General features: G+C 69.9%; 24 protein-coding genes and 1 riboswitch. Of the genes, 15 read left to right on the plus strand and 9 right to left on the minus strand.

The features are described 5' to 3' along the window. Positions 1–156: 156 nt before the first annotated feature. The 3 genes from AC06FP_RS14485 to AC06FP_RS14495 form a co-directional block, all read right to left on the minus strand. Positions 157–1,293 carry a polyketide cyclase gene (locus AC06FP_RS14485; RefSeq protein ID WP_478075990.1) on the minus strand — a complete coding sequence of 379 codons (1,137 nt, stop codon included), beginning with the start codon at positions 1,291–1,293 and terminating at the stop codon, positions 157–159. A gap of 507 nt (positions 1,294–1,800) precedes the next feature. Then, positions 1,801–2,442 carry a response regulator gene (locus AC06FP_RS14490; protein WP_054666964.1) on the minus strand — a complete coding sequence of 214 codons (642 nt, stop codon included), beginning with the start codon at positions 2,440–2,442 and terminating at the stop codon, positions 1,801–1,803. After that, entirely contained in the window at positions 2,442–3,641 is a 1,200-nt protein-coding gene (locus AC06FP_RS14495; RefSeq protein ID WP_456116688.1) for a sensor histidine kinase, read from the minus strand. Before AC06FP_RS14495 ends, AC06FP_RS14490 begins: the two co-directional genes overlap by 1 nt. Positions 3,642–3,789: 148 nt before the next feature. Here AC06FP_RS14495 and AC06FP_RS14500 point away from each other — a divergent pair, with 148 nt between their 5' ends. Genes AC06FP_RS14500 through AC06FP_RS14520 form a run of 5 tightly spaced genes read left to right on the plus strand, consistent with a single transcriptional unit; the run spans position 3,790 to position 6,787 of the window. Then, entirely contained in the window at positions 3,790–4,392 is a 603-nt protein-coding gene (locus tag AC06FP_RS14500; RefSeq protein WP_456116689.1) for a GNAT family N-acetyltransferase, read from the plus strand. 1 nt (position 4,393) lies between these two features. Further along, the gene (minC, locus tag AC06FP_RS14505; protein WP_456116690.1) at positions 4,394–5,149 is read left to right on the plus strand and encodes a septum site-determining protein MinC; all 756 of its coding nucleotides are present in this window, start codon (positions 4,394–4,396) and stop codon (positions 5,147–5,149) included. A 35-nt stretch (positions 5,150–5,184) separates the two neighbouring features. After that, positions 5,185–5,994 carry a septum site-determining protein MinD gene (gene minD / locus AC06FP_RS14510; RefSeq protein WP_433852071.1) on the plus strand — a complete coding sequence of 270 codons (810 nt, stop codon included), beginning with the start codon at positions 5,185–5,187 and terminating at the stop codon, positions 5,992–5,994. A 2-nt stretch (positions 5,995–5,996) separates the two neighbouring features. After that, the gene (gene minE, locus AC06FP_RS14515; RefSeq protein ID WP_055764330.1) at positions 5,997–6,254 is read left to right on the plus strand and encodes a cell division topological specificity factor MinE; all 258 of its coding nucleotides are present in this window, start codon (positions 5,997–5,999) and stop codon (positions 6,252–6,254) included. A 50-nt stretch (positions 6,255–6,304) separates the two neighbouring features. After that, the gene (locus tag AC06FP_RS14520) at positions 6,305–6,787 is read left to right on the plus strand and encodes a hypothetical protein (protein WP_456119456.1); all 483 of its coding nucleotides are present in this window, start codon (positions 6,305–6,307) and stop codon (positions 6,785–6,787) included. 519 nt (positions 6,788–7,306) lie between these two features. Here the strand turns inward: AC06FP_RS14520 and AC06FP_RS14525 are convergent. Continuing rightward, positions 7,307–8,584 (minus strand): sensor histidine kinase, encoded by a 1,278-nt coding sequence (locus tag AC06FP_RS14525; RefSeq protein ID WP_478075991.1) that lies wholly within the window; start codon positions 8,582–8,584, stop codon positions 7,307–7,309. Then, complete coding sequence (locus AC06FP_RS14530; protein ID WP_478075992.1) at positions 8,581–9,288, minus strand: response regulator transcription factor; 708 nt, start codon at positions 9,286–9,288, stop codon at positions 8,581–8,583. The genes AC06FP_RS14525 and AC06FP_RS14530 overlap by 4 nt, the downstream gene beginning before the upstream one ends. Positions 9,289–9,589: 301 nt before the next feature. Here AC06FP_RS14530 and AC06FP_RS14535 point away from each other — a divergent pair, with 301 nt between their 5' ends. The 7 genes from AC06FP_RS14535 to AC06FP_RS14565 all read left to right on the plus strand — a co-directional run bounded on the left by AC06FP_RS14535 (position 9,590) and on the right by AC06FP_RS14565 (position 18,506). Beyond that, the gene (locus AC06FP_RS14535) at positions 9,590–11,224 is read left to right on the plus strand and encodes an ArnT family glycosyltransferase (protein WP_478076038.1); all 1,635 of its coding nucleotides are present in this window, start codon (positions 9,590–9,592) and stop codon (positions 11,222–11,224) included. 152 nt (positions 11,225–11,376) lie between these two features. After that, positions 11,377–12,138, plus strand: coding sequence for a phosphatase PAP2 family protein (locus AC06FP_RS14540; RefSeq protein WP_478075993.1), 762 nt, complete (start codon positions 11,377–11,379; stop codon positions 12,136–12,138). Further along, positions 12,135–13,790 (plus strand): phosphoethanolamine transferase, encoded by a 1,656-nt coding sequence (locus AC06FP_RS14545; protein WP_478075994.1) that lies wholly within the window; start codon positions 12,135–12,137, stop codon positions 13,788–13,790. The genes AC06FP_RS14540 and AC06FP_RS14545 overlap by 4 nt, the downstream gene beginning before the upstream one ends. A gap of 125 nt (positions 13,791–13,915) precedes the next feature. Further along, positions 13,916–14,350 carry an EamA family transporter gene (locus AC06FP_RS14550; RefSeq protein ID WP_456116695.1) on the plus strand — a complete coding sequence of 145 codons (435 nt, stop codon included), beginning with the start codon at positions 13,916–13,918 and terminating at the stop codon, positions 14,348–14,350. Positions 14,351–14,432: 82 nt separating this feature from the next. Then, complete coding sequence (locus AC06FP_RS14555) at positions 14,433–16,430, plus strand: M2 family metallopeptidase (protein ID WP_478075995.1); 1,998 nt, start codon at positions 14,433–14,435, stop codon at positions 16,428–16,430. Between the two features lie 1,101 nt (positions 16,431–17,531). After that, positions 17,532–18,026 carry an N-acetyltransferase family protein gene (locus tag AC06FP_RS14560; RefSeq protein WP_478075996.1) on the plus strand — a complete coding sequence of 165 codons (495 nt, stop codon included), beginning with the start codon at positions 17,532–17,534 and terminating at the stop codon, positions 18,024–18,026. 117 nt (positions 18,027–18,143) lie between these two features. Next, complete coding sequence (locus AC06FP_RS14565; protein WP_478075997.1) at positions 18,144–18,506, plus strand: GFA family protein; 363 nt, start codon at positions 18,144–18,146, stop codon at positions 18,504–18,506. An 80-nt stretch (positions 18,507–18,586) separates the two neighbouring features. Here the strand turns inward: AC06FP_RS14565 and AC06FP_RS14570 are convergent, their stop codons facing one another. From AC06FP_RS14570 to AC06FP_RS14585, 4 genes are all read right to left on the minus strand, one after another. Continuing rightward, the gene (locus AC06FP_RS14570; RefSeq protein ID WP_478075998.1) at positions 18,587–19,003 is read right to left on the minus strand and encodes a hypothetical protein; all 417 of its coding nucleotides are present in this window, start codon (positions 19,001–19,003) and stop codon (positions 18,587–18,589) included. Positions 19,004–19,084: 81 nt separating this feature from the next. Beyond that, on the minus strand, positions 19,085–20,329 hold the full coding sequence (locus tag AC06FP_RS14575; protein WP_478075999.1) for a multidrug effflux MFS transporter: 1,245 nt from the start codon (positions 20,327–20,329) through the stop codon (positions 19,085–19,087). A 73-nt stretch (positions 20,330–20,402) separates the two neighbouring features. Beyond that, positions 20,403–21,143, minus strand: coding sequence for an anti-sigma factor family protein (locus AC06FP_RS14580; protein ID WP_478076000.1), 741 nt, complete (start codon positions 21,141–21,143; stop codon positions 20,403–20,405). Continuing rightward, positions 21,140–21,640 (minus strand): sigma-70 family RNA polymerase sigma factor, encoded by a 501-nt coding sequence (locus tag AC06FP_RS14585; protein WP_478076001.1) that lies wholly within the window; start codon positions 21,638–21,640, stop codon positions 21,140–21,142. The genes AC06FP_RS14580 and AC06FP_RS14585 overlap by 4 nt, the downstream gene beginning before the upstream one ends. A 127-nt stretch (positions 21,641–21,767) precedes the next feature. Here AC06FP_RS14585 and AC06FP_RS14590 point away from each other — a divergent pair, with 127 nt between their 5' ends. The 3 genes from AC06FP_RS14590 (at position 21,768) to AC06FP_RS14600 (ending at position 24,716) form a co-directional block, all read left to right on the plus strand. Then, positions 21,768–23,042, plus strand: coding sequence for a S8 family serine peptidase (locus tag AC06FP_RS14590; protein WP_478076002.1), 1,275 nt, complete (start codon positions 21,768–21,770; stop codon positions 23,040–23,042). Between the two features lie 104 nt (positions 23,043–23,146). Next, the gene (locus AC06FP_RS14595) at positions 23,147–23,833 is read left to right on the plus strand and encodes a hypothetical protein (RefSeq protein WP_478076003.1); all 687 of its coding nucleotides are present in this window, start codon (positions 23,147–23,149) and stop codon (positions 23,831–23,833) included. A 70-nt stretch (positions 23,834–23,903) separates the two neighbouring features. Beyond that, positions 23,904–24,716: a transporter gene (locus tag AC06FP_RS14600; protein ID WP_478076004.1), complete on the plus strand. Its 813-nt coding sequence runs from the start codon at positions 23,904–23,906 to the stop codon at positions 24,714–24,716. Between the two features lie 167 nt (positions 24,717–24,883). Next, positions 24,884–24,992, plus strand: a riboswitch (glycine riboswitch). Positions 24,993–25,082 lie beyond the last annotated feature (90 nt).

Raw genomic sequence — 25,082 nt, forward strand, 5'->3', positions numbered from 1 at the left:
AGGGAGGCAACAGAAAAGAACCGCCGGGAGCGGTTTCTCACACCGCACGCCGATGGCCCGCAGGGTTCCCGCAACGGAGCGGCGGGAACAAAAAAACGCGCCGCTGTCAGGCGGCGCGTTTTTTGTACCTCACTTCATTCTTCCGCGACGGGCCGGTTACTTGATCGACCAGTACACGTCGTAGGTGCCGTCGGTGGTGAACGCCTTGTCGACGCCGCCCTTCCACGACTCGTACGGACGGTCGGTCACCTCGTAGCCGGCGGTGGTCGCCCAGGCGCGCAGCGCGCTGCGTGCGACGTCCAGGCCCGCCATGTGGCCGGTGTAGGAGGCGAACGCCGAGCGGTGCGCGTCGGCATGCACGTAGGTGACCGGGTTGCCGGACGGGATCTTCACGTCGAGCTTGCCATCGGCAGCGGCGACCGGAGCGGCCTCGGCCTTGTCGGCCTCGCCGTCCTTCTTGTCGCCGGCAGCGGCAGCGCCGCTCTTCTTGCGGACCGGCTGGGCCACGTCGAAGGCGTACTTCTCGGCGCCGAAGTCGGTGGTCACGATGCGCACCGGGCCGGCGGCCTCCAGGCCATTGGCTTCCATCGCGCGCTTGATCCACTCCTGGTTGTCCTGGATGGACTTGCGGATGCTCTCGTTGCTGCGGTCGATGTTGCCGGCGTTGACCACCAGCAGGTCCTCGGCCGGCACGTCCACGACCTTCAGGTCGGTCAGCGGGGCTTCGGCGGCGCGGTAGTCGACGTTCGGCACCGAGGCCAGCATGTTAGCCATGCGCGACAGGCCCAGCTTCAGGTCGTCGCCGATGTGGCGGCTGACGTACAGGCCGGCGTAACGGCCGAACAGGTCGAAGCCGTAGTTGACCGAGTAATCCTGGGTGATCTTGACGTTGCGGTCGTTCTTGCCGGTCGGCTCCAGGGTGAAGGTGGTGACCTTGTCCTTGCCCTTGGTCTGGTCCTCGATGGCGATCACCACGCGCTTGTTCTGCTCGGTGTCGGTGATCTCCCAGCTGCCCTGGCCCAGCGCGCTGTCCTTGGACGAGTACTCCATGCGGGCGCCCTTGCCGGCGTCCGGACCGCTGTACTTCAGCTCGATGCCCTTGTCACGCAGCACCAGCGGGTTCCAGTCCTTGAAGCGGCGCAGGCTGTTGACCGTGTCGTACACGATCGTCATCTTGCGGTTGGTTTCGATGCTTTCGGAAATATGGCGCTCGCCCGGCAGGCATACGCCAATGATGACGAACAGGCCAGCCACGATCCCCAAGGCGATCAGGAACTCGATAATACGGGTCATTCAGGAGTCTCCGGGGCCGATCCCACGGCCGGGTTGATTGAAGCGAAGCCCCCATCCTATCAGGCTTTGCGCAGGTTGTTGACGGATTTGGCGCACCGGTTTCCGTGTCCGGTGCAGGCATGCGGGCCGAAGGCCGTAAAGGGTACCTCCTGCCTCGGCGGCCGTGCGCGCTGTCACGCGAAGGCCCGGGTGGCGAAGGAGCCCGGCGCGCCCATTTTCCCTCCACACATGGTCTTCACACCAGCCGTTCCTTGAGATTCATTCGAAAGCAGATTCCGCCATGTCGGCATCGCCATCCGCGGCGCCCGGCACCGGACGCAACCGTACGGCCATGGGCGCGCGCGGGCCGCCCGGTTCACACCGGCTGCAGCTCGAAGGCCTTGAGCACCGCCCGGGTGCGGTCGCGCACGCCCAGCTTGCTGAGGGTGAGGCGGCAGCGCTCACGAGGCACCGCCTCGTGCTGCCGGCGAACGCCCGCCGCGCTGCGACGGGCCGGGCATCCCGGCTTCATACCAGCTGCAGCTCGAAGGCCTTGAGCACCGCCCGGGTGCGGTCGCGCACGCCCAGCTTGCTGAGGATGTTGGAAACGTGGTTCTTGATGGTGCCTTCGGCCACGCCCAGCGAATTGGCGATCTCCTTGTTGGAGAAGCCGCTGGCCATCAGCCGCAGGATCTCGGTCTCGCGGTCGGTCAGCGGGTCGGGCCGGTCGAGGCTGACGAACTCGTTGCGCATGTGTTCCAGCCCCGACAGCAGGCGCTGGGTCACCGCCGGCTGCACCAGCGAGCCGCCCTCGGCCACGGTGCGGATGGCACCGACCAGCTGCTCCAGGGTCACGTCCTTGAGCAGGTAGCCCTTGGCGCCGGCCTTGAGCCCGGCCAGCACCAGCTGGTCGTCGTCGAAGGTGGTCAGGATGATGGCCGGCGGCAGCTGCCCCAGCCGCGACAGGGTCTGCAGCGCCTCCAGGCCGGACATCACCGGCATGCGCATGTCCATCAGCACCACGTCCGGCGCCACCTGCGGGATCATCTCCACCGCCTGGCGGCCGTCGGTGGCCTCGGCCACCACCTCGATGCCGTCGTCCAGCGCCAGCAGCGAACGGATGCCCTGCCGTACCAGGGTTTGGTCATCGACCAGACAGACGCGGATCATCAGTTCACTCCTTGCGGCCCGGAGGCCAGCATCATATTGGTTGCCACCGGCAGCGAGGCGCGAAGGTGGAAGCCTTCGCCGCGCCGCGCCGACACGTCCAGTTCGCCGCCATACTGCGACAGGCGTTCGCGCATGCCGCGCAGCCCGTTGCCGGGCAGGATGTCCTCGACCTCGCCGCCGACGCCGTCGTCGCGGGCGTCGATCACGATCCGCTCGCGGTCGCGCTCGACCCGGATCCACAGGTTGCGGGCGCCGGCATGGCGCACCGCGTTGGTGATGACTTCCTGGGTACAGCGCAGCAGCACATGGGCGCGCTCGGGGTCTTCCACGCTCAGCGGGTCGTCCATGTCCAGGTGGATTTCGAGCGAAGGCACGCGCTCGGCCAGCGGCCGCAGCGCCGCGGCCAGGTCGATCGCCCCGCTCTCGCGCAGCTGGCTGACCGCCTCGCGCACGTCGGTGAGCAGCAGCTTGGCCAGGGTATGGGCCTGGCGCACATGTTCCTGCGCCTGGCCTTCGGTGATGTGGCCGGCCACTTCCAGGTTCAGGCTCAGCGCGGTCAGGTGGTGGCCGAGCAGGTCGTGCAGCTCGCGGGAGATGCGGGTGCGCTCGTTGACGCGGGCGCTCTCGGCCAGCAGCAGGCGGGTGGCGCGCAGCTCGGCATTGAGCCGGCGCTGCTCCTCGCGGGCCTGGGTCTGCTGCCGCGCCACCAGGCTGGTCACGAAGATGAACATCGAGAAGCCGGCGTACAGCAGCGACTGCAGCAGCGCCTCGAACAGCGGCAACCCCATGATCAGGTTGTAGACCGGCAGCACCGCCAGCTGGCTGAGCACCAGCCAGACGACGCCCACGCGCCGGCTCAGCAGCCAGGGGATCACTCCGGCGGCGACCATCAGCAGGATGCTGCCCAGGCCGGTGACGCTCAGGTAGCTCACCGCCAGCCCGGACAGGGTCAGCACCAGCAGCGCCAGCCGGTCGTACCAGTTGGTGTGGCCGCCGGCGCTCAGGCCGCGGGTCAGCCAGAAGTAGCACACGCCGAAGGACAGGTAGGCGGCCATCAGCCAGGTCGCCTCGCCCAGGCTCGGCGGCAGCTCGCCCTCGGCCGGCGCGTACTGGGTATAGAGCAGCGGCAGGCTGACCAGGCCCCAGGTGAACAGGCCGGCCAGGCGCAGGACGCGGGTATGGCTGAGGTATCCCAACATGCGTGCATGGTAAGGAGCGCGGCGCGTTTGCGCCCTCCCACGGAAGTCATGCCCGGCCGGCGCTCGCCGGGTCCGGCCGGCCATGCGATAATCGCCGGCCAGCCCCCACCCCTCACTCGGGGCCGACCGCTTCACCCACGGAGTCACAATGTCGATCGTCATCCGCGACGTGCGCGAGCACGAGCTCGATTCCGTCCTGGCACTGAACAACAACGCCGGCCTGGCCATCCTGCCGCTGGATGCCGCCAAGATCCGCCGCTTCTACGAGACCGCCGAGTATTTCCGCGTCGCCGAGCGCGACGGCAACATGGCCGGCTTCCTGGTCGGCTATGGCAGCAGCAGCGAGCACGACAGCTGCAACTTCGCCTGGTTCCAGCAGCGCTACCCCAGCTTCTTCTATATCGACCGCATCGTGGTGGCCAGCCGCCGCCGCGGTGGCGGCGTCGGCCGTGCGTTCTATGCCGACGCGCAGAGCTACGCCGAGCTGCGCTACCCGCAGATGGCCTGCGAGGTGTTCCTGGACCACGGCGCCGATGCCGCGCTGCTGTTCCATGGCAGTTTCGGTTTCCGCGAGGTCGGGCAGAACACCATGCACAATGCCGGGGGCGAGGCGGATCTGCGCGCCAGCATGCTGCTCAAGGACCTGTGCAGCTACGAGTGGGTGAAGGAAACCTATGGCGACAACCTGCCCGATGTTCCATGGGTAGGCCACACACGCCGGCCCATGCAGCAGCGGCCGACGGGAACCTGAGATGGCAGTGAATCCGGATTACGAACAGGCAGGCGAACTGAAGATCGGGCAGGTGGGCATCGCCAACCTGCGCATCCGCACCCTCGATGTGGAGCGGCTGGTACAGGAAATGCGCGAGCGCGTGGCGCGTGCGCCCAAGCTGTTCGGGCGCGCGGCGGTCATCCTCGACTTCGGCGGCCTGAGCCGCGTTCCCGACCACGCCACCGCCCAGGCGCTGCTGGACGGACTGCGCGATGCCGGCGTGCTGCCGGTGGCGCTGGCCTACGGCACCACGGAGGTCGAACAGCTTTCCGTCCAGCTCGGGCTGCCGCTGCTGGCCAAGTTCCGCGCCCAGTACGAGCGCGCCGAAGCCGCGCCGCCAGCGCCCGCGCCGGCGCGCCGCGCGCCCGAACCGGCGCCCGCCCCCGCCCCCGCGGCTTCCGCCGCGCAGCCCGGCCGCATGCAGCTGGGCGCGGTGCGCTCGGGCCAGCAGCTGTATGCCGAGAACTGCGACCTGACCGTACTCTCAACGGTGGGCGCCGGCGCCGAGGTGATCGCCGACGGCAGCATCCACATCTACGGTACTCTGCGTGGCCGCGCCCTCGCCGGCGCGCAGGGCAATACCGGCGCCCGCATCTTCTGCCGCGACTTCCACGCTGAACTGGTCGCGATTGCGGGACGATACAAGGTGCTGGACGATATTCCCGACAACCTGCGCGGCAAGGCCGTGCAGGTCTGGCTGGAACAGGACCAGGTCATGATCGCTGCGCTGGATTGACGCGCAGCCCCCACGGAACATTCAGGAGAAATCCTTTGGCTGAAATCATCGTAGTCACCTCCGGCAAGGGCGGCGTCGGCAAGACCACCTCCAGCGCCAGCATCGCATGCGGCCTGGCCCGTCGCGGCAAGAAGGTCGCCGTCATCGACTTCGACGTCGGCCTGCGCAACCTGGACCTGATCATGGGTTGCGAGCGCCGGGTGGTGTATGACTTCGTCAACGTCGTCCACGGCGAGGCCACGCTGAAGCAGGCCCTGATCAAGGACAAGCGCTTCGACAACCTGTACGTGCTGGCCGCCTCGCAGACCCGCGACAAGGACGCGCTGAACAAGGAAGGCGTGGAGAAGGTGCTCAAGGACCTGGCCGCCGACGGTTTCGACTTCATCATCTGCGACTCGCCGGCCGGCATCGAGAAGGGCGCCTTCCTGGCGATGTACTTCGCCGACCGCGCCGTGGTGGTGGTGAACCCGGAAGTGTCCTCGGTGCGCGACTCGGACCGCATCATCGGCCTGCTCGATTCCAAGACCGCCAACGCCGAGGCCGGCAAGAACGTGCCCGCCTTCCTGCTGCTGACCCGCTACAGTCCCTCGCGCGTGGAAAGCGGCGAGATGCTCAGCATCGGCGACGTCGAGGAAGTACTGGGGCTGAAGGCCATCGGCGTGATCCCCGAGTCCGGCGACGTGCTCAACGCCTCCAACAAGGGCGAGCCGGTGATCCTGGACACCGAATCCATGGCCGGCCAGGCCTATGAGGACGCGGTTGGCCGCATCCTCGGCGAGGAGCGCCCGATGCGCTTCACTTCCGTGGAGAAGAAGGGCTTCTTCAGCAAGCTGTTCGGAGGGTGACGATGGGACTTTTCGACATCTTCAAGGCGAAGAAGAGCACCGCCGAAACCGCCAAGAACCGCCTGCAGATCATCATCGCGCAGGAGCGCAGCACCCGCGGCGGCCCGGACTACCTGCCGCTGCTGCAGCGCGAACTGCTGGAAGTGATCAAGAAGTACGTCAACATCGACGCCGACGCGGTCAAGGTCGACCTGGTCAAGGACGGCGAGCACGACGTGCTCGACATTTCCGTGGCCCTGCCCGAAGGCCCGCAGAGCTGATTCCCGCGCCCGGGGCCACGCGCCGGCCCCGGGTGCCGATGCCGATGTCCATGCCGCCCGCCACCGCGCCCGCCGCCTCGATCCTGTGCGTGGGCGATATCGCCTGGGACGACGCGGCCGCCCTGCTCGCCCGCCACGGCCTGCGCCTGAACCGGGTCGAGGACGGGCAGAAGATCCCCGGCAGCTACTGGGGCGAACCCGAAGCCGGCATCATCGCCAGCGATGTCCACGTGCGCGCCGACACGCCGGTGCACTCGATGCTGCACGAAGCCTGCCACCTGATCGTGCTGCCACCCGAGCGGCGCGCGCGGGTGCACACCGACGCCACCGATTCGGTGGCCGAGGAAGACGCCACCTGCTACCTGCAGATCGTGCTGGCCGGGCAGCTGCCCGGCGTCGGCAGCGCGCGCCTGATGGCCGACATGGATGCCTGGGGCTATACGTACCGGCTCGGCTCGACGCAGGCCTGGTTCGAGCAGGACGCCGATGATGCGAGGCAGTGGCTGGTCGAACGCGGGCTGCTGCCGGCGTGAGTACCCTGCTCCCGGCGGGAGAAGGGAAAAGCGCAGCGCCCTGATCTGGAGCCCCTCTCCCTCCGGGAGAGGGGTTGGGGTGAGGGTGGACCTGCCCGCACTGCCCGAAAACCAGGCGACTGATCGGGCGACGGCTGGCCGCTGCGCGTCCACGCAGTTCGAGCCGCGGGCTGCGCAAGGCTTCGCCCCTGCCCCTCATCCGCCCCTTCGGGGCACCTTCTCCCGACGGGAGAAGGGAAAGCGCAGCGCGCTGATCTTGAGCCCCTCTCCCCCCGGGAGAGGGGTCGGGGTGAGGGTGGACCTGCCCGCACTGCATGAAAACCTGGCGACTGATCGGGCGACGGCTTGCCGCTGCGCGTCCACGCAGTTCGAGCCGCGGGCTGCGCAGGGCTTCGCCCCTGCCCCTCATCCGCCCCTCGGGGCACCTTCTCCCAAGGGAGAAGGGAAAAGCGCAGCGCGCCCTGATCTTGAGCCCCTCTCCCTCCGGGAGAGGGGTTGGGGTGAGGGCGCTCCCCGGCGCTAAGGCAGCGACGCGCCCATGTCCAGGGTGACCCGGGTGCCGCGCTCCGGGCCGGAATGGATGTCCAGCTTCCAGCCCAGGTGCTCGCACAGGCGGCCGATCAGGTCCAGGCCGATGCCGGTGCGCATGTTGCGTTCGCCACGCGCGATCTTGGCGTAGGCCGCGGCGACTTCCTCCGGGCTCATGCCGTGCCCCGGATCCTCGATGGTCACCACCGCCCGGGGCGTCAGCGACAGGCGGATCACGCCGCGGTCGCTGTTCTCCAGCGCATTGCGCAGCAGGTTGCCCACCGCCGCCTGCACCACGCCCACCGGCGCCATGATCGTGCACGGCGCGGTTTCCACCACTTCGACCGACAGCTCCCTGCCACCGGCCAGATGGGCATGGTCGGCGACGATTTCGGGCAGCAGCTGCTCCAGCGCCAGCGGCTCGCTCAGCGCCGCCAGCCGCGCCGGGTCGCGCGCCAGCAGCAGCATCAGCTGGATCAGCTGCTCCATGCTGGACGCGGTGCTGCGCACCCGCTGCAGCTGCTGGCGCGCGCGCGGCGGCAGTTCCGGCTGCTCCAGCGCCAGCTCGGCCGCGCCGGTGATCACCGCGATGGGCGTGCGCAGCTCGTGGCTGGCGGTGCTGATGAAGGCACGCTCGCGCTCGACGAAGCGCTCGTTGCGCTCCAGGTAGTCGTTGACCGAATCGGCGATCACTTCCATCTCGGTGCTGCCACGCGCGGCGACCTGCACCCGCTGGCCGCTGCGCTCGGGCTGCAGCCCGCCGATATCGCCGGCCAGCGCGACCAGCGGGCGCACCAGCCGGTTCATGCCGATCCAGGCCATCAGCAGGGTGACGACCGCCATCGCGATGCCGGCCAGCACCGCCCAGCGGGTGATGAAGTGTTCCAGTTCGGCGAAATCGGTGATGTCCAGCACCAGCATCGTGCGGCCAAAATCGCTGGTCTGCCGCACCATGACCGCGCTCCGGTGCCCTTCCAGCCACACCCCGTCATGCAGCCCCGGCATCAGGTGCGCCAGCGTGTCCGGGATGCCGTGCGCGTCGTGCTCGCTGAAGAAATGCAGGGTGTCCGAGTCCTGCCAGCGGTAGGCCGGGTCGGTGCGCTTGCTCGCGATCACGCTGTCCAGCTCGGAATTGAGCAGCGCGCGCCACACCGAATGCTCGGCGCGTTCGTGCACGTAGTTGGCGGCGCTGAACACCACCAGGGTCAGCAGCGCCAGGTAGCTGGCCAGCCAGCCCAGCAGCTTGCGCCGCAGCGTGCGCCGCTTCATTGCCCGCCCGCCCCGGCCGCCGCCGGCGCGCTGGGCGCGCACAGCCGGTAGCCCACGCGCGGCAGGGTGTGCAGCAGCTTCTCCTCGAACGGCCCGTCGACGCTGCGGCGCAGTTCGTAGATGTGCGAGCGGAGCATGTCGCCATCGGGCGGCTCGTCGCCCCACAGCGCGTACTCGAGCTGGTCGCGCGGCACCGCCGCCGGGCTGGCGCGCATCAGCACTTCCAGCAGCTTGCGGCAGGCCGGGTACAGGTGCAGCGGCTGGCCGGCGCGCTGTACTTCCAGGGTGGCCAGGTCCAGGCGCAGGTCGTGCACCTCCAGCACCTTGCGCGGGTTGCGGCCGCGGGTGCGCGCCAGCACCGCGTCCAGCCGTACTTCCAGCTCGGGCAGGGCGAAGGGCTTGGTCAGGTAGTCGTCGGCGCCGGCGCGGAAACCGGCGATCTTGTCGGGCAGCTCGTCGCGGGCGGTGAGCATGATCACCGGCACCTCGGAACGGTGTTCCTCGCGCAGGCGCCGCAGCACTTCCGGCCCTTCCATGCGCGGTAGCATCCAGTCCAGCAGGATGGCGTCGTAGGTCTGGGTCGCGGCCAGGTGCAGCCCGGTCACGCCGTCCGGGGCGACGTCGAGCACATGGCCGCGCGCCTCGAAGTAGTCGAAAAGATTGGCGATCAGGTTGCGATTGTCTTCGATGACCAGCAGCCGCATGTGCAGAACCCTTGGAAGAACGATGCCCGCCCCCGCCGGAAAGCCTGTTCCGGCACCAGCGGGAAGCAACCGGGCGGCGGCGGGGGCGTGAGGGCGCGCCCATCGTAGCCGCAGCGGTGGTCGGAGCGGCGTCGAAACAGGCGACAATGCATCCTACGACGCGCTTCCCACAGCGGCCGCGCGACCATCCCCGCCCCATCTTCCAAGCGAGCCTCGCGTGCGCCTGTCCAGCTCCCGGTCCTCCGCCCCCTGGTTCCTGTTGCTTGCCCTGGTCGCAGCCAGCCTGCTGGCCGGGCTCGGCATGCGCGATCCCTCCCCGCCCGACGAGCCGCGCTTCGTGCTCGCCGCGCGGCAGATGGTGGAGACCGGGCAGTGGCTGTTGCCGCACCGCGGCAGCGAGCTTTATGCGGAAAAACCGCCGACCTTCATGTGGATCCAGGCCGCCACCTACCAGGTGCTGGGCAACTGGAACATCGCCTTCCTGCTGCCATCGCTGCTGTCGGCGCTGCTGACCCTGTGGCTGACCTGGGACCTGGCGCGGCGGCTGTGGAACCGGCGCGTGGCGCGCTACGCGGTGCTGGGGCTGTTCGTGTGCATCCAGTTCGGGCTGATGGCCAAGCGCGCGCAGATCGACATGGTGCTGGTGGCCATGACCACGCTGTCGCTGTGGGCGCTGCTGCGGCACCTGCTGCTGGGGCCGAACTGGAAGCTGCTGGCGCTGGGCGCCTTCGCCGCCGGGCTGGGCACGGTGACCAAGGGCGTGGGCTTCCTGCCGCTGCTGGCGCTGCTGCCCTGGGCCATCTGGCGCTGGCGCCACCCGGGCGCGGCCGGTGCGGGTCGCGGCTGGGGCTGGTGGCTGATCCTGCCGCTGTTCGTCGCCGGCGCCGCGGTATGGCTGGCGCCGCTGGGCATCGCCCTGCTGCGCAACCCCGACCCGCACCTGCAGGCCTATGCCCACGAACTGCTGTTCAAGCAGACCGGCACCCGCTACGCCAACGCCTGGCACCACCACAAGCCGGCCTGGTACTACCTGCAGGTGATGGCCACGCTGTGGCTGCCAGGCAGCCTGCTGCTGCCATGGCTGGTGCCGGCCTGGTGGCGTCGCCTGCGCCGCGCCGATCCGCGCTACATCGTGCTGCTGGGCTGGGCGCTGCTGGTGCTGCTGTTCTTCAGCGCCAGCCCGGGCAAGCGCGAGGTCTACATCCTGCCGATGCTGCCGGCGCTGGCGGTGGCGGCCGCGCCGCTGCTGGCCGGGCTGCTGCGCCGCACCGGCGTGCGCTGGGCGCTGCTGCTGTACGTGCTGCTGCTGGCGGTGGCGACCCTGGCCATCGGCTATGGCGCGCTACACGGCGACGGCTGGGCGCAGCGCAACGCGGCCAAACGCGCCATCGACCCGTGGGTGCTGCCGCAGGTGGGCGCCTGGCTGCTGGGCTTCGGCATCGCCGCGCTGGCGCTGGTGGCGTTCCTGCGCCTGCGCCGCGCCGGGCTGGCGGCGGTGCTGGCCACGGTGCTGTTGTGGATCATGTACGGCGTCGGCCTGATGCCCGCGCTGGACCCGTACAGCTCGGCTTCGGCGGTGATGGACAAGGCGCGCGCGCGCATCGGCGCCGACGCCGAACTGGGCATGGTCGCCTGGCGCGAGCAGAACCTGCTGCAGACCTCGCCGCAGGCCACCGACTTCGGCTTCAAGCGCCCGCTCGCCGAGCAGTGGGAACGCGCCGCGCAGTGGGTCGCCGCCGATCCCGGCCGGCGCTGGCTGTTCGTGCTCAAACAGGCGATGACGCCCTGCGCCGATCCGGCCCGGGTCATCGACATCGGCAGCGCCAACCGCAATGACTGGCAGCTGCTGCCCGGCACCGCGCTGGACGCCGCCTGCGTGGCGCGCAGCCACGGCGCGGTGGCCGGCGCGATGGAAGACCCCGACGCCGAGGACTGAAGCCGACCGCCGGGCGATGCCCGGCGCGCCCGCCTGCCGGACGCGGCGGCCTTGCCCGCCGCTGACCGGTTAACGCGGCTCGGACACCGCTCCGACCCCTCTCCGACATGCCGGCAACGACGATGCGCCCACGTTCTGATGGCGCATCGCCCATGCCCCTGGCTTCCACCCCTCCCTACGCCCTGCCCGCCGACCTCTCCGCGCCCACCCGCGGCGATTTCCTGCGCCGACACCTGCTGGTTCCGCTGCTGGCCGCGGTCGCCGCCAGCGTGGTGCTGATGGCCGGCAACGGCGACCAGTGGCTGGCCGACCTGCTCTTCCACTGGGAAGGCGGCCAATGGGCGTTCAAGGATGCCTGGTGGAGCAGCCACCTGGTCCACCGCGGCGGCAAGAACCTGAGCACCCTGGCCGCCCTGCTGGTGATGCTGGCCCTGCTGCGCGCCTGCTTCGACGCCCGCTGGAAGCCGCTGCGCCTGCCGCTGCTGTACCTGCTGCTGGCAGTGGGCCTGTCCACCGGCGTGGTCGCCCTGCTCAAGTCCATGACCCACATGGACTGCCCCTGGGACCTGCAGCGCTATGGCGGCCTGCGCCCGTTCGTCGGCCTGTTCCAGCCGCGCCCGGTGCTGCTCGGCCATGCCGCCTGCTTCCCGGCCGGCCACGCCAGCGCCGGCTATGGCTGGGCGGCGCTGTACTTCTTCGCGCTGCGGGTGCGCCCGCAATGGCGCTGGGCGGCGCTGGCCGTGGCCGTGGCCACCGGCCTGGTGTTCGGCATTTCCCAGCAGCTGCGCGGCGCCCACTTTCTCTCGCATGATGTGGGGGCGCTGGCGGTCAGCTGGACCGTGGCGGTCCTGCTCTACCTGCTGATGTTCCCACCGGCCAAGACCGCTCCCTTCAAGGAAGAAGCACGCGCATGAGCACCGCCTCCCCGCACCTGCCCGCATCGGCCACCCCATTTGCGCGCCTGCGCCGGTGGCGCCCGGAAATCGCCACCGAAACGCTGATCCTGCTCGCCAGCGCGTTCTTCGCCCTGGCCTGCAACGGCCTGTTCTGGCGCAACGCGATGGCGACCAATCCGGGCAGCGTGCTGTTCGCGCTGTCGCTGTTCGCCCTGCTGATGGGCGTGCACGCCTTCCTGCTCGGCCTGCTGGTGTGGCGCTGGAACGCCAAAGTGCTGTTGACGGTGCTGCTGGTCACCACCGCCTTCGCCACGCACTACATGAACAGCTTCAACGTCTACCTGGACGCGGACATGCTGCGCAACGTGCTGGCCACCGACCACAAGGAATCGCGCGAACTGATGACGCCCGCGCTGCTCCTGCCGCTGCTCGGCTACGCACTGGTGCCGTGCGTGCTGCTGTGGCGCGTGCGCCTGCGCCGCCGGAGCTGGGGCCGCGCCCTGCTGTGGCGGTTGCTGTTCCTGGTGGGCGTGGTGGTGGTGGCCGGTGCCGGCACCCTGGCCTCGTTCCAGAACGTGTCGGCGCTGATGCGCAACCACCGCGAGGTGCGTTACCTCGCCACCCCGGTGAACTACCTGGTCGCGCTGAAGCAGAACCTGGCCGGCTCCAACCCGATCGGGCACGCGCCCAAGCTGCCGCTCGGCACCGACGCCAGGGCCACGCCGCGCGCGGCCGGCAGCAGGCCGCGCCTGCTGGTGCTGGTGGTCGGCGAAACCGTGCGCGCGCAGAACTGGGGCCTGAACGGCTACGCCCGCCAGACCACGCCCGAACTGGCGCAGACCGGCGTGATCAACTTCCCGGACATGCATTCGTGCGGCACCAGCACCGAGGTGTCGCTGCCCTGCATGTTCTCGCCGTTCGGCCGCCACGATTACGACGAGAAGAAGATCCGCGCCCACCAGTCGCTGCTGCACGTGCTGGAACACGCCGGCATCGCCACGCTGTGGCGCGACAACCAGTCCGGCTGCAAGGGCGTGTGCGAGGGCCTGGCCATCCAGCGCCTGGACGATGCGACCCGGCCCGGCCTGTGCGCCGACGGCCGCTGCATGGACGAGATCCTGCTCGACGACCTCGCCGCCCAGGTGCGCGCCAGGCCGGGCGACCGCGTCGTGGTCCTGCACCAGCTGGGCAACCACGGCCCGAGCTATTTCCAGCGCTACCCGGCGCAGTTCCGCCAGTTCGCGCCGACCTGCGACACCCCGGACCTGGGCAAGTGCAGCCGCGAGCAGATCGTCAACAGCTACGACAACGCGGTGCGCTATACCGACCACTTCCTGGCCCGCACCATCGCCACCCTGCGCGGCCTGGACGACTACGACACGGCCATGATCTACCTCTCCGACCACGGCGAATCGCTGGGCGAAAAGGGCCTGTACCTGCACGGCGTGCCGTATGCGATCGCGCCGGACGAACAGACCCGCGTGCCGATGGTGATGTGGTTCTCGCCGCAGTTCGCCGCCAACCGCGGCCTGGACCTGCAGTGCCTGCGCGAGCGCGCGCACCGCCGCACCGACCAGGACAACCTGTTCCCGTCGGTGCTGGGGCTGATGCAGGTCACCACCTCGGTCTACGCCCGCGACCGCGACCTGTTCGCCGGCTGCGCAGGGTAACCCCGCCCTTCGTAGGAGCGGCTTCAGCCGCGATGCTCCTTGGCCTTCCCGGCGAAAAGCATTCGCGGCTAAAGCCGCTCCTACGATGGTGGGAAGATGGATCCGCCCCGACCCGGAGAACCACCATGGCCACCTTCCCGCAATGGCTGCCCTGGGCCCTGCTGTCGGCCGCCTTCGCCGCGCTGACCGCCATCTTCGCCAGGCTCGGCCTGCAGCAGGTCGATGCCGACCTGGCGATGCTGCTGCGCACCGTCGCCATCGTCGCGGTGCTGGGGCTGTTCGTGGCGGCCACCGGCAAATGGCGCAACCCGCTGGCCCTGCCCGGCAGGACCCTGCTCTGGCTGCTGCTCTCGGCGCTGGCCACCGGCGCCTCATGGCTGTGCTACTTCCGCGCCCTGCAGCGCGGCCCCGCCTCGCAGGTGGCGCCGGTGGACAAGCTCAGCGTGGTGCTGGTGGCGGTGTTCGCCGTCGCCTTCCTGCACGAACGCCTGGCCTGGCGCGAATGGCTGGGCGTGGCGATGATCGGTGGCGGCGTGCTGCTGATGGCGCTCAGGCGCTGACGCCCCTGGCCGCCCCTGCACTTGCCGCCACCGCCGCGGCCCTCTAGCCTTCGCCGGTCAAACAACACCACCGGGGAATCGCGTGAAACAACGTCATCTGCTGCTGGCCCTTGCCGTGAGCGCCGCCGTGCTGTCGCTGGCCGCCTGCAAAAAGGAAGCCGCCACCGACACCGCCGCACCGGCGGCGCAGGCCGCGCCGGCCGAGAGCGCCGACCAGTTCATCGCCCGGGTCAACGCCGAGTACAAGGCCATGTACCCGGAAATGACCTCGGCGCAATGGCTGTCGTCCACCTACATCAACGACGATTCCGCGCGCGTGGCGGCCAAGGCCAACGAGCGCTGGCTGACCACGCTCAACGGCTGGATCGAACAGGCCGGCAAGTACGAAGGCCAGCCGATGAGCGAGGACACCAAGCGTGCCCTGCACCTGCTCAAGCTGATGACCGCCATGCCGGCCCCGCGCGACCCGGCCAAGCTGGCCGAACTGGCCGCCATCGCCACCAAGCTGGAAGGCGACTACGGCGCCGGCACCTACTGCACCGGCGAAGGCGACCAGCAGACCTGCCGCCAGCTCGGCGAGCTGGAGCAGGTGCTGGCGCGCTCGCACGACTACGACAAGCAGCTCGACGCCTGGCAGGGCTGGCACTCCACCGCCGTGGCCTCGCGCAAGCCGTACCAGCGCTTCGTCGAACTGGTCAACGAAGGCGCGCGCGAACTGGGCTACACCGACGCCGGGCAGATGTGGCGCGCCGGCTACGACATGCCGGCCGAACAGGTCGGCCCGGAAACCGACCGCCTGTGGGAACAGGTCAAGCCGCTGTACGAGCAGCTGCACTGCTACACCCGCGCCAGGCTGGACAAGGAGTACGGCAAGGACAAGGCCGAAGTCGGCGGCGGCCTGATCGCCGCGCACCTGACCGGCAACATGTGGCAGCAGGACTGGAGCAACCTGTGGGACCAGCTGCAGCCCTACCCCGGCGCCGGCAGCCTGGACATCACCGCCGCGCTGGAGAAGCAGCACCAGGCCAACCTGAGCGCGGCGCTGGCCAAGGCCGGCGCCGGTGCCGACGTCGCCGCCCGCTTCAAGGCCCAGCGCGAGGCCGAGCTTGCCACCGCCAAGCAGATGACCGAGCGCGCGCAGGACTTCTACGTGTCCCTCGGCATGCCCAAGCTGCCGCCGGGCTACTGGCAGAACACCCAGTTCATCAAGCCGCTGGACCGCAACGTGGTCTGCCACGCCAGCGCCTGGGACATGAACATGGGCGGCGACGGCAAGGACGTGGGCGCGGACGTGCGCACCAAGATGTGCATCACCCCCACCGAAGAGCACTTCACCACCATCTACCACGAGCTGGGCCACATCTATTACGACCTGGCCTACAACCCGCTGCCGCCGCTGTTCCAGGGCGGCGCCAACGACGGCTTCCACGAAGCCATCGGCGACACCATCGTGCTGGCGATGACCCCGCAGTACCTGAACTCCATCGGCCTGGTCGACAAGCCGCAGGAAAGCCGCGAGGCCACCATCAACGCGCAGATGCGCATGGCCTTGAGCGGCGTGTCGTTCCTGCCGTTCGGCCTGATGATCGACCGCTGGCGCTGGGGCGTGTTCGACGGCTCGATCAAGCCCGAGCAGTACAACCAGAAGTGGTGGGAACTGAAGGCCCAGTACCAGGGCGTGGCCCCGGCCAGCGCGCGCGGCGAGGAATACTTCGACGCCGGCGCCAAGTACCACGTGCCGGGCAACACCCCGTACCTGCGCTACTTCCTGGCGCGCATCCTGCAGTACCAGTTCTACAAGGGCCTGTGCGACGCGGCCGGTTACACCGGCCCGCTCAACCAGTGCACCTTCTACGGCAACAAGGAAGCCGGCCAGAAGTACTGGGCCATGCTCAGCAAGGGCGCCAGCCAGCCGTGGCAGGCCACCCTCAAGGAACTGACCGGCACCGAGAAACTGGACGCCGCCCCGATGCTGGAATACTTCGCCCCGCTGCAGGAATGGCTCAAGCAGCAGAACGAAGGGCAGATGTGCGGCTGGCAGGCCGGAACCGCGCAGCCGGTGAAGCCGGCGGCGCCGTAAGGCCGGATTGAAGCGTGGAGACGAAGGGCGCCGATGGCGCCCTTCGTTTTTTCTGCATCGAACCACGCCACCACCCTGGCCAGGCCACATTCCGTTACAACCTCGTTCCTGCGGCATAACGCCCATGTAAAGCGCCATCTTGCAAAAGGCTCTATATCCCCCAAGCAAATGACGCATAAAGGGAAAACCACGCGTTGCCAGCCCAGTGGAAGCAGGCCATGATCCGCACTACACCGCACTTAGACGGCCCAATAGGCGTTAGACCTGCTGTCCATATAATCGGCACGTGCAAAAAAGAGGAAGAGTAAAGATGGAGCCAGTTTGGGATGCTGATGACCCGGTGGATCCCAACGGATCCTTGAATAGCAGAGGCCTTGCTTGCTTTGTAGTTGATGCGCTGCTCCGTGCGGGGATTGTCACTCAAGAAAGTGCTGAGTCTGCTATTGAGGTGGCAACGGAAGAGATCGCCGTGAGACATTTCAGCGGCGAGCTTCGCTACACATGAGCAGCATGCCTAACAATTCATTCGAGCCGACGCCGCTTCGCGGCGCGACTTAATTCAGGCGTTAGACCTTGACATGGAAGATCATAGAAACCCTTACACGCCGCCAATTGCGGACGCACCTCCGGCGCCTGGAGCCAAACCTTGGCCTTCGAATTTCTTTGCAGCGACAATTGCAGCCTTCCCAGGCATTGCCTGGTTGTTTCGAATAGCTGAGAGAAGTCACTTCCAAGATTCCACGAACGACCCAGCAATGTTTCGAGTAGCGTTGCCGTACCTCTTGCTAGTTGCGTGCATTACTGGCGTTGTCTGCTCAGTGTCACGTCAGCCTGGAATCTGGCGTTCTGCAGCAATCGGGCTGATCCTTGGCCCAGTTCTCGCGGTCATTGCTTACGTGATGTACCCGTATATCCATCAATGGATGCCAAAGGTCTAACTACTCGTTCAAGCCGCCCCCGCTTCGCGGCGTCGGCCTGCCGCTTTGGGTAGTCTGCCGCTGCCCGCCGCCGCAGATCGGGGTGGCTTAACTCAGGTGTTAGGCCAGCGATGCCAATGCGCTTGTCACTCATTGCCAGGCCCCAATCATCTACCCGACCCCCATGCAGATCCGGCAGGCACGGCACTCCGACCTCGACGCGATGTGGCGCATATGCCAGGCGGTCATTGCCGTAGGCGACGCCTTGCCATTTTCGGACGACTTCGACCTGGAGACCTTCCGGTCGCACTGGTTCGGGCCGCACGCGTCCTTCGTCGCCGTCGCGGAAGCCGGCATCGTGGGCATGTACAAGTACGGGGCCAACTACCCCGGGCGCGGCGCGCATGTGGCGAGCGCCACCTATCTGGTAAGTCCGGAGGCGCAGGGCCGGGGGATCGGGCGGGCGCTTGTCGAGCACAGCATTGCCCAGGCGCAGGATGCCGGCTACAGGGCCATGCAGTTCAATTACGTGGTGAGCACCAATGCGCCGGCGGTGGAACTGTACAGGCGGCTGGGCTTCGACATCGTCGGCACCCTGCCCCGGGCCTTCCGCCACAAGCGGCTGGGTTTTGTGGACGCCCATGTCATGTACAGGCATTTGTCGTCCCAAAGCGACTGAGCCGCGGGCTCAACCACAACAGGAACACCTGCATGGCAGGCGCAATGGCGAAAGACCCGCCAACCCCTGAGGCACTTTGGCCTTAGTCTTGTTCGACCGCACCCATCCCTGCACGCCATGTCCACCCGCCCCCGCGCCCCCTGCACCGGCAGTTGCCATTGCGGCGCCGTCCGCTTCGAGATCACCAGCGACTTTCCCGAGCTGACGACCTGCGACTGCTCCATCTGCCGACGCAAGAATGCGTTGATGGTGAAGGTGCACGAAAGCGACTTCCGCCTGCTCGCGGGCGAGGAGCAGCTGGCGGCGTACCAGTTCCACACCTTCACCGCCACGCATTACTTCTGCCGGACCTGCGGCATCTATCCGTTCCACCGCAAGCGTGTCACGCCGGACCACTACGGCATCAACGTGTTCTGCCTGGAGGATTTCGACCCGGCCGGCATCCCGGTGCGCGCCACGGTGGGCGCGGGCATGCCGTAGCGGGCGGGCCCCCCGCGCTTCCGTGAAACGACAAGGGCGCCGCGCGGCGCCCTTGTCCGTTCAAGCCCTGCCGCCGCAACTCAATGCGCGGCAGCGGCGTCGACCGCGCCGATGCCGAGTTCGGCGGCCAGGTTGCGCTTCCAGGTATCGAAGTCGATGCCCTGTTCCGCCGCTTCGGCGTGCGCGGCATCCTTCAGCGCGTCGGAGTACATCAGCCGCACCGGGGTGCCGTTGCGTTCATGCAGTTCGGCGGCCTGCATGATCAGCGCCAGCACGCGGGCGGCGCTGGGGGTTTCGCCGGCGATTTTCCCGTCCATGCCCAGCACCCATTCGCCGTCGCGGCGGACGATGCCGGCCAGCAAAGTGCGCTGCTGGTCGCGCAGTTCGGCATGCGGTTCCACCGTGGCTTTCGGGGCCGGATTGGCGGCGGCCTGGTTGCGCTCGCGCTCGGCCAGCTTCTTCTTTGCCTCGCGGCGACCCTTGGAATGGATGGACATGGTGGCAATTTCCGATGACGGCCGGTGGCCGGTAATGGGGAGAGTGGCGCAGGCGGGGTGATGCCGGGATGGACGCCGCGCCTAGATGTGCATGTGCGGGCCGGCCAGGCGGCGCTCGCGGCGGTGTTCCCAGTACCAGAACACGAAGCCCAGCAGCATGAAGCCGGCCATGCCCAGCGCCAGGTGCAGCGGCCGGCCGCTGAGCAGCGGCGAAACCACGCCGGCCACCACGGTGCTGATCATCAGCTGCACGAAGGCCTGCAGCGACGAGGCCAGGCCGCGCTGCTGCGGGTACATGTCCAGTACGGCCAGCGCCAGCACCGGGAAGATCAGCGCCATGCCCAGGCCGCCGAGGAAGATGGGCAGCACCGCCCACGGCAGCTGCAGCTGCGTCACCGAGGCGGCGTAGGCGATGTTCAGCGCCGCCGCCAGCGCGCAGCAGGCGAAGCCGATGCCGATCTGCCGCACCGGTAACGTGCGCCCGGCCATGCGCCCGGACAGGAAGGCGCCGGTGGTCATGCCGCCGATGGTGGGAATGAACAGCCAGGCGAAACCGCCCTCGCCCAGGCGCAGGTGCTGCATCACGAACACCGGTGCCGAGGAGATGTACAGGAAGATGCCGCCGAAGTTGATGCTGCCGGCCAGCGCCAGGCGCAGGAAGCGCGGGTTGAAGCCGATGCGCAGGTAATCGCGCAGCAGGCCGCGCGGCGACAGCGCGGTGCGCGCCTGCGCCGGGTGCGTTTCCGGCAGCCAGCGCGCGGTGGCGGCGAGCAGCAGCAGCGAGAACACCACCAGGAACCAGAAGATCAGCGGCCAGCCGGCGCCGCTGAGCAGGATCCAGCCGCCGATGATGGGCGCGATGGCCGGGGCGATGCCGAAGATCATCGACACCTGGCTCATCAGCCGCTGCGCGTCGGGGCCGTGGTACAGGTCGCGGATCACCGCGCGGCCGACGATCATGCCCACGCCGGCGGAAATGCCCTGCAGCGCGCGGAACGCCAGCAGCGTGCCCAGGTGGGTGGACAGCGCGCAGCCCACCGAGGCCACGGCGAACAGCACCAGCCCGCCCAGGATCACCCGCTTGCGCCCCCAGGCATCGGACAACGGGCCGTGCGCCAGGCTCATCAGGCCGTAGAACAGCAGGTAGACGCTGATGGTCTGCTGCACCGCCACTTCGTCCACCGCCAGCCGCTGCGCCAGCTGCGGAAAGGCCGGGAAGATGGTGTCGATGGAGAACGGCCCGAACATCGCCAGGCCGGCGAGCAGCAGGGCCAGGCGGCGGGAGGTGATCGCCGGCACCTTGGGTGCGGCGGCAGGGGTGTGCATGGGGCGGCTCGGGCGAAAACAGGGCGGCATGATACCCGCCCCGCCGGCGCGCCACGCTGCCGGGCGTGCCGGCTCAGCGCCAGCCGGCGTCGCGGGCGGCGCGCTCGGCGGCGGCGTCGAGCATCTGCACCTGCCGCGCGTCCACCTCGGCCAGCACCGAGGCGGGCAGGCCACTGGCCGCCTGGCGCAGTTCGCCCTGGCGGTTTTCCGCCTCGCCCAGCGCCACCACGTTCCAGCGCCCGCCGCCATGGCAGGCCAGGCCGCCCAGCGCCTGTTCGCCGCGCGCCAGGAAGGTGCGGCAATAGCGGCCTTCGCCGTCGCGGAAACTCATGCCGGCGGCCAGCGCGGCGCCGGGCCGCACGTCGGCAGCCAGTTGGGTGTCCAGCACCCGGGCCAGGCCGGTGCCCGCCACCAGCGCGCCGTCCTGCATGCGCACCGGCCCCTGCGGGCGCGTGAACTGCGCGCCGAACAGCACGCCCAGCAGCAGCGAGGCGGCCAGTGCGGTCCATTCCGGCCAGCGCCAGCGCCGCGCCGGTGTCGCCGTAGCGCGCGCGCGCAACGGCACCACCGTGTCCTGTGGCTTGGCGGCCGATTCCTGCGCCATGCCCAGCACCTCCAGCAGCCGCTGCGGCGGCGCTTCGTCGGCCACCGGCGCGAAGGCGCCACGCAGGCGCGCACGCAGCGCACGTTCGCGGCGCGCGCGTTCGGCCAGCGCCGGATCGGCGGCGACCGCGCGTGCGACCTCCTCCGCGTCGGCGGCATCGAGTTCGCCGTCCAGCCAGGCCAGCAGCCGTTCCTCGCTCATGTTCGTCATAGGTCTTCTCCCAGAAACTGCTGCAAGGCCGTCCGCGCCCGCGCCAGCCGGCTGGTCAGCGTGCCGATGGGCACTTCCAGCGCGGCGGCGGCTTCGCGGTAGGCCAGCCCTTCCACCAGCACCAGCATCACCGCGGCGCGCTGTTCTTCCGGCAGCCGCGCCATCGCCGCTTCCACCGACAGGGCCTGGTCCTGCTCGAACGGCGACTGGCCGACGTTCTCGCCCAGCTCCTCCGGCGCCATCACCCGCCCGCGCCGCTGGCGCGCGCGCAGCTCGTCCAGCCAGGCGTTGCGCACGATGCCGAACACCCAGGCTTCCAGGCCGTATTCCTGGCCCTCGCGGAACTGGTCGGCGCGCGCCAGCGCGCGCTCCAGCGCCGTCTGCACCACGTCGTCGGCATCGTGCGCATTGCCGGCCAGGCCGCGCGCGAAGCGTCGCAGCCGTGGCAGCAGGTCGCACAGGCGTTCGCGCATCGCCGGTTCCATCGCTCGGTTCATGGCGTCATACGTCCCGGGGGGCCGGTTTCTTCCACTGGAAGTGACGATTCTTGCATTCACTGCGAATTCAGACGATACGGCCCGGCACGCGCTTAAGCTGCGCGCTTCCGCGACCCCGGACCCAGGCATGCGTTTTCCCTTCCGCCCACTGCTGGCCCTGGCCTGCGCCGCGCTGCTGGCCGCGCCCGCGTCTGCGCAGCAGGGGCTGGGGCAACTGGGGCGCGGCCTACCCGCGGCGACCGACCCGCTGCTGCAGCTGCCCGGCCAGGCCGCGCGCGGCGTGCGCGACGCGCTCGGGCCGGTGGCCGACGACCTGGCCCGGCCCGTGCTCGACCATGTGCGGGAAAGCCGCCGCCTGCTGCGGCGCCACCCGCGCCTGCTCGACGTGGATGCCGCCGGCGCGCTGGTGATGAAGCAGCAGGTGGTGGCGCTGTCGCCCTCGCCCGAAGCGCTGGGCCGCATCGCCGCGGCCGGTTTCGAAATCGCCGAAACGCGCCAACTCGAAGAACTGGGCATGGAGCTGGTGGTGCTGCGCGTCCCGCCCGCGCTGGACCCGCGCGCCGCGCTGGCGCGGCTGCGCCAGCTCGATCCAGCCGGCAGCTACGAATTCGACCACGTCTACCTGCGCAGCGGCGGCGCGCCCGCGTCCGCCGCCACCACGCCGAGCATGCCGGCCACCGCGCAGGCGCTGCGGGTCGGCCTGGTCGATGGCGGCGTGGACACGGCGCATCCGGCGCTGGCCAGCGCCACCACCCACGCCTGGGGCTGCGACGGCCGGCGCGTGCCCGATGCGCACGGCACCGCGGTGGCCTCGCTGCTGCTGGGCGGCAGTGGCGCGCAGGCCAGCGGCGGCAGCCTGTACGCAGCCGACATCTGGTGCGGGCAGCCGGTGGGCGGCGCCTCCAGCGCGCTGGTGCAGGCGCTGGCGTGGATGGCGCGCGAGCAGGTGCCGGTGATCAACGTCAGCCTGGTCGGGCCGGACAACGCCCTGCTGCGCCAGGCCACCCAGGCGCTGGTCCAGCGCGGCTTCGTGCTGGTCGCCGCGGTCGGCAACGACGGCCCGTCGGCGCCGCCGCTGTATCCGGCCGCCTACCCCGGCGTGATCGGCGTGAGCGCGGTGGACCGCCGCGGCCGCGTGCTGCCCGAGGCCGGGCGCGGCCCGCAGGTGGATTTCGCCGCGCTGGGCAGCGGCCTGCGCGCGGCGCGCGTGGGCGGCGGTTGGGCGGCCGTGCGCGGCACCTCCTTCGCCGCGCCGCTGGTGGCGCACCGCGCCGCGCTGCAGGTCGACGCCCCCCGGGCCGGCAACGGCGAGCGCGTGCTGCAGGCGCTGGCGCGCTCGGCGCACCGGGGTGGGGAGGACGCGCGCGACGACAGCCGCGGCCTGGGCATCATCGAAGACTGAACGAACACTGAGTTTTCCCGTTGCGGGCGGGAAGAAAGCCCTCCCCCGGTTCGTATCCCCTCTCGAGCGTCGCGGATTGGCCGCGACTCGAAGGAGACGACCCCATGAAGACCTCCCTGCTGTTCAGCGCCATCCTCGCCACCAGCCTGTTCGCCACCACCGCGCAGAACGGCGCGGCCGCCACCGCCCAGGCCGCGACCTCCGCCGTCGCCGCCGCGCAGGCGCACGTCCCGCTCGACGCCGCCGCGGACCAGCTGGCCCAGCGCTACGCCGAGGCCGCCGGTTCGGCCCAGGCCGCCGCCGGCTTGGTCGGCGCGCTGCACCAGGGCGTCGATGGCCAGGCCGCGATGAGCTACGGCGCGATCGACAACACCCTGGCCCTGGCCTCGCAGTTGGTGGCCGACGGCAACGCCGCCAACCTCGATGCCGCGGTCGATACCGTGCTTGGCCTGCATGCCGACGGGCTGGGCTGGGGCCGGGTCGCGCAGCGGCTCGGCTACACCCTGGGCGATGCGGTTTCCACGGCGCAGGGCGCCGGCGCGCAGGCCGGGCAGGCCGCGGGCGAACTGGCCGGCGCGGTGGTGTCGCGGGTGAACCCGGACGCGGCCGCGTCGGGCCGGCTCGGCGTTAGCGCCCGCGCCGGCCAGGGCAGCGCCGATCTCGGCGTCGATACCGCGGGCGGCGCCTCGGCCCGCGACGCGCGCCCGGCACTGGACATGCGCGGCAGCGGCCGCATCGGCGTGGACGCGCGGCCGAACCTGCCGCTGGTGCGCCCGCTGCTGGGCCGCTGAAGCCCCCTTCCCGTTCCCCCGGGGCCGGGCCGCAGGGAAGCGCCCGGCCCTCCTTCCGGAAGCCTTTCCCATGATCTCCCGCATCGTTCCGGCCGCCCTGCTGGTAGCGGCCTGCGGCGCCGCACAGGCCCGTGACGGCGTCACCCTCGGCAGCGGCATCGACTACAGCAGCGGCCGCTATGGCAGCGATAACCGCACCACCGTCCTCGCCGTGCCGCTCACCGCAACCTGGACCCACGGCCGCTTCAGCGCGCGTGCCAGCGTGCCGTGGCTGCATGTGGCCGGCGACCCGGACGTGGTGCCCGGCGTCGGCGGCGTGGACAACCGCAACCCGCTCGGCCGTGGCCGCCTGCCGCTGCTTGGCGCGCCGCCGTCGGCGCCCGGCAACGACGGCGCCGCCCGCGGCAGCGCCTCCGGCATCGGCGACGTCAGCACCGCGCTGACCTGGTCGCAGCCGCTCGGCCGCAGCGCCGGCATCGACATCGGCGTCAACGCCAAGTTCGCCACCGCCGACGCCGACAAGGGCCTGGGCACCGGCGCCAACGATTACGGCGCGAGCGTGGACCTGTACCGCGATTTCGACGGCACCACGCTGTTCGGTGGCGCCGGCCGCACCCGCCTGGGCGATTCGCGCTACATCGACCTGCAGCACGTGGACAGCGCCAACCTCGGCCTGAGCCGCAGTGCCGGCGCCGGCCGCGTCGGCGCGATGCTCGAGTACCGCAGCGCCGCCAGCCGCGACCGCGACGACCGCCGCGACGCCACCGTGTTCTACGCCCACCCCACCGCCGGTGGCGGCCGCATGCAGGTGTACGCCAGCCACGGCTTCACCGACGGCGGCCCGGCCTGGGGCGCCGGCGTGGCGTTCAGCAAGGGCTTCTGAACGGCGCCACGCGCGGCCGCGCACCGGCCATGCATAAGGCCGCGGCGGCACCCGGCGGCGCACCGATGCAGGCTATAATCCAGCCCGCAGTTCCCCGGTGGGAGAAGCGGCTGACACCGCTGCCGAAGGCGCAAACGCCCGCAATCGCTCAGGCCCGATACCACCTGCGTCAAAACTCTGGAGAGACCGGTTGAATCCGGCGCCGAAGGTGCACGAGGCGCGCGACCCGCAGGTTGCGCCTTCCAAACTCTCAGGCAAAAGGACAGAGGGGCACGAGGCGAGCCGCCGGCTTGCCGGCCGGGGTGCCGCGTGCGCGGCGCCGCCGCCGGACAGACGGGCCCGCCGTCCCCGCACGCCTTCTTCCGG

The sequence above is a fragment of the Stenotrophomonas sp. Steno-Z2 genome (assembly GCF_056393235.1).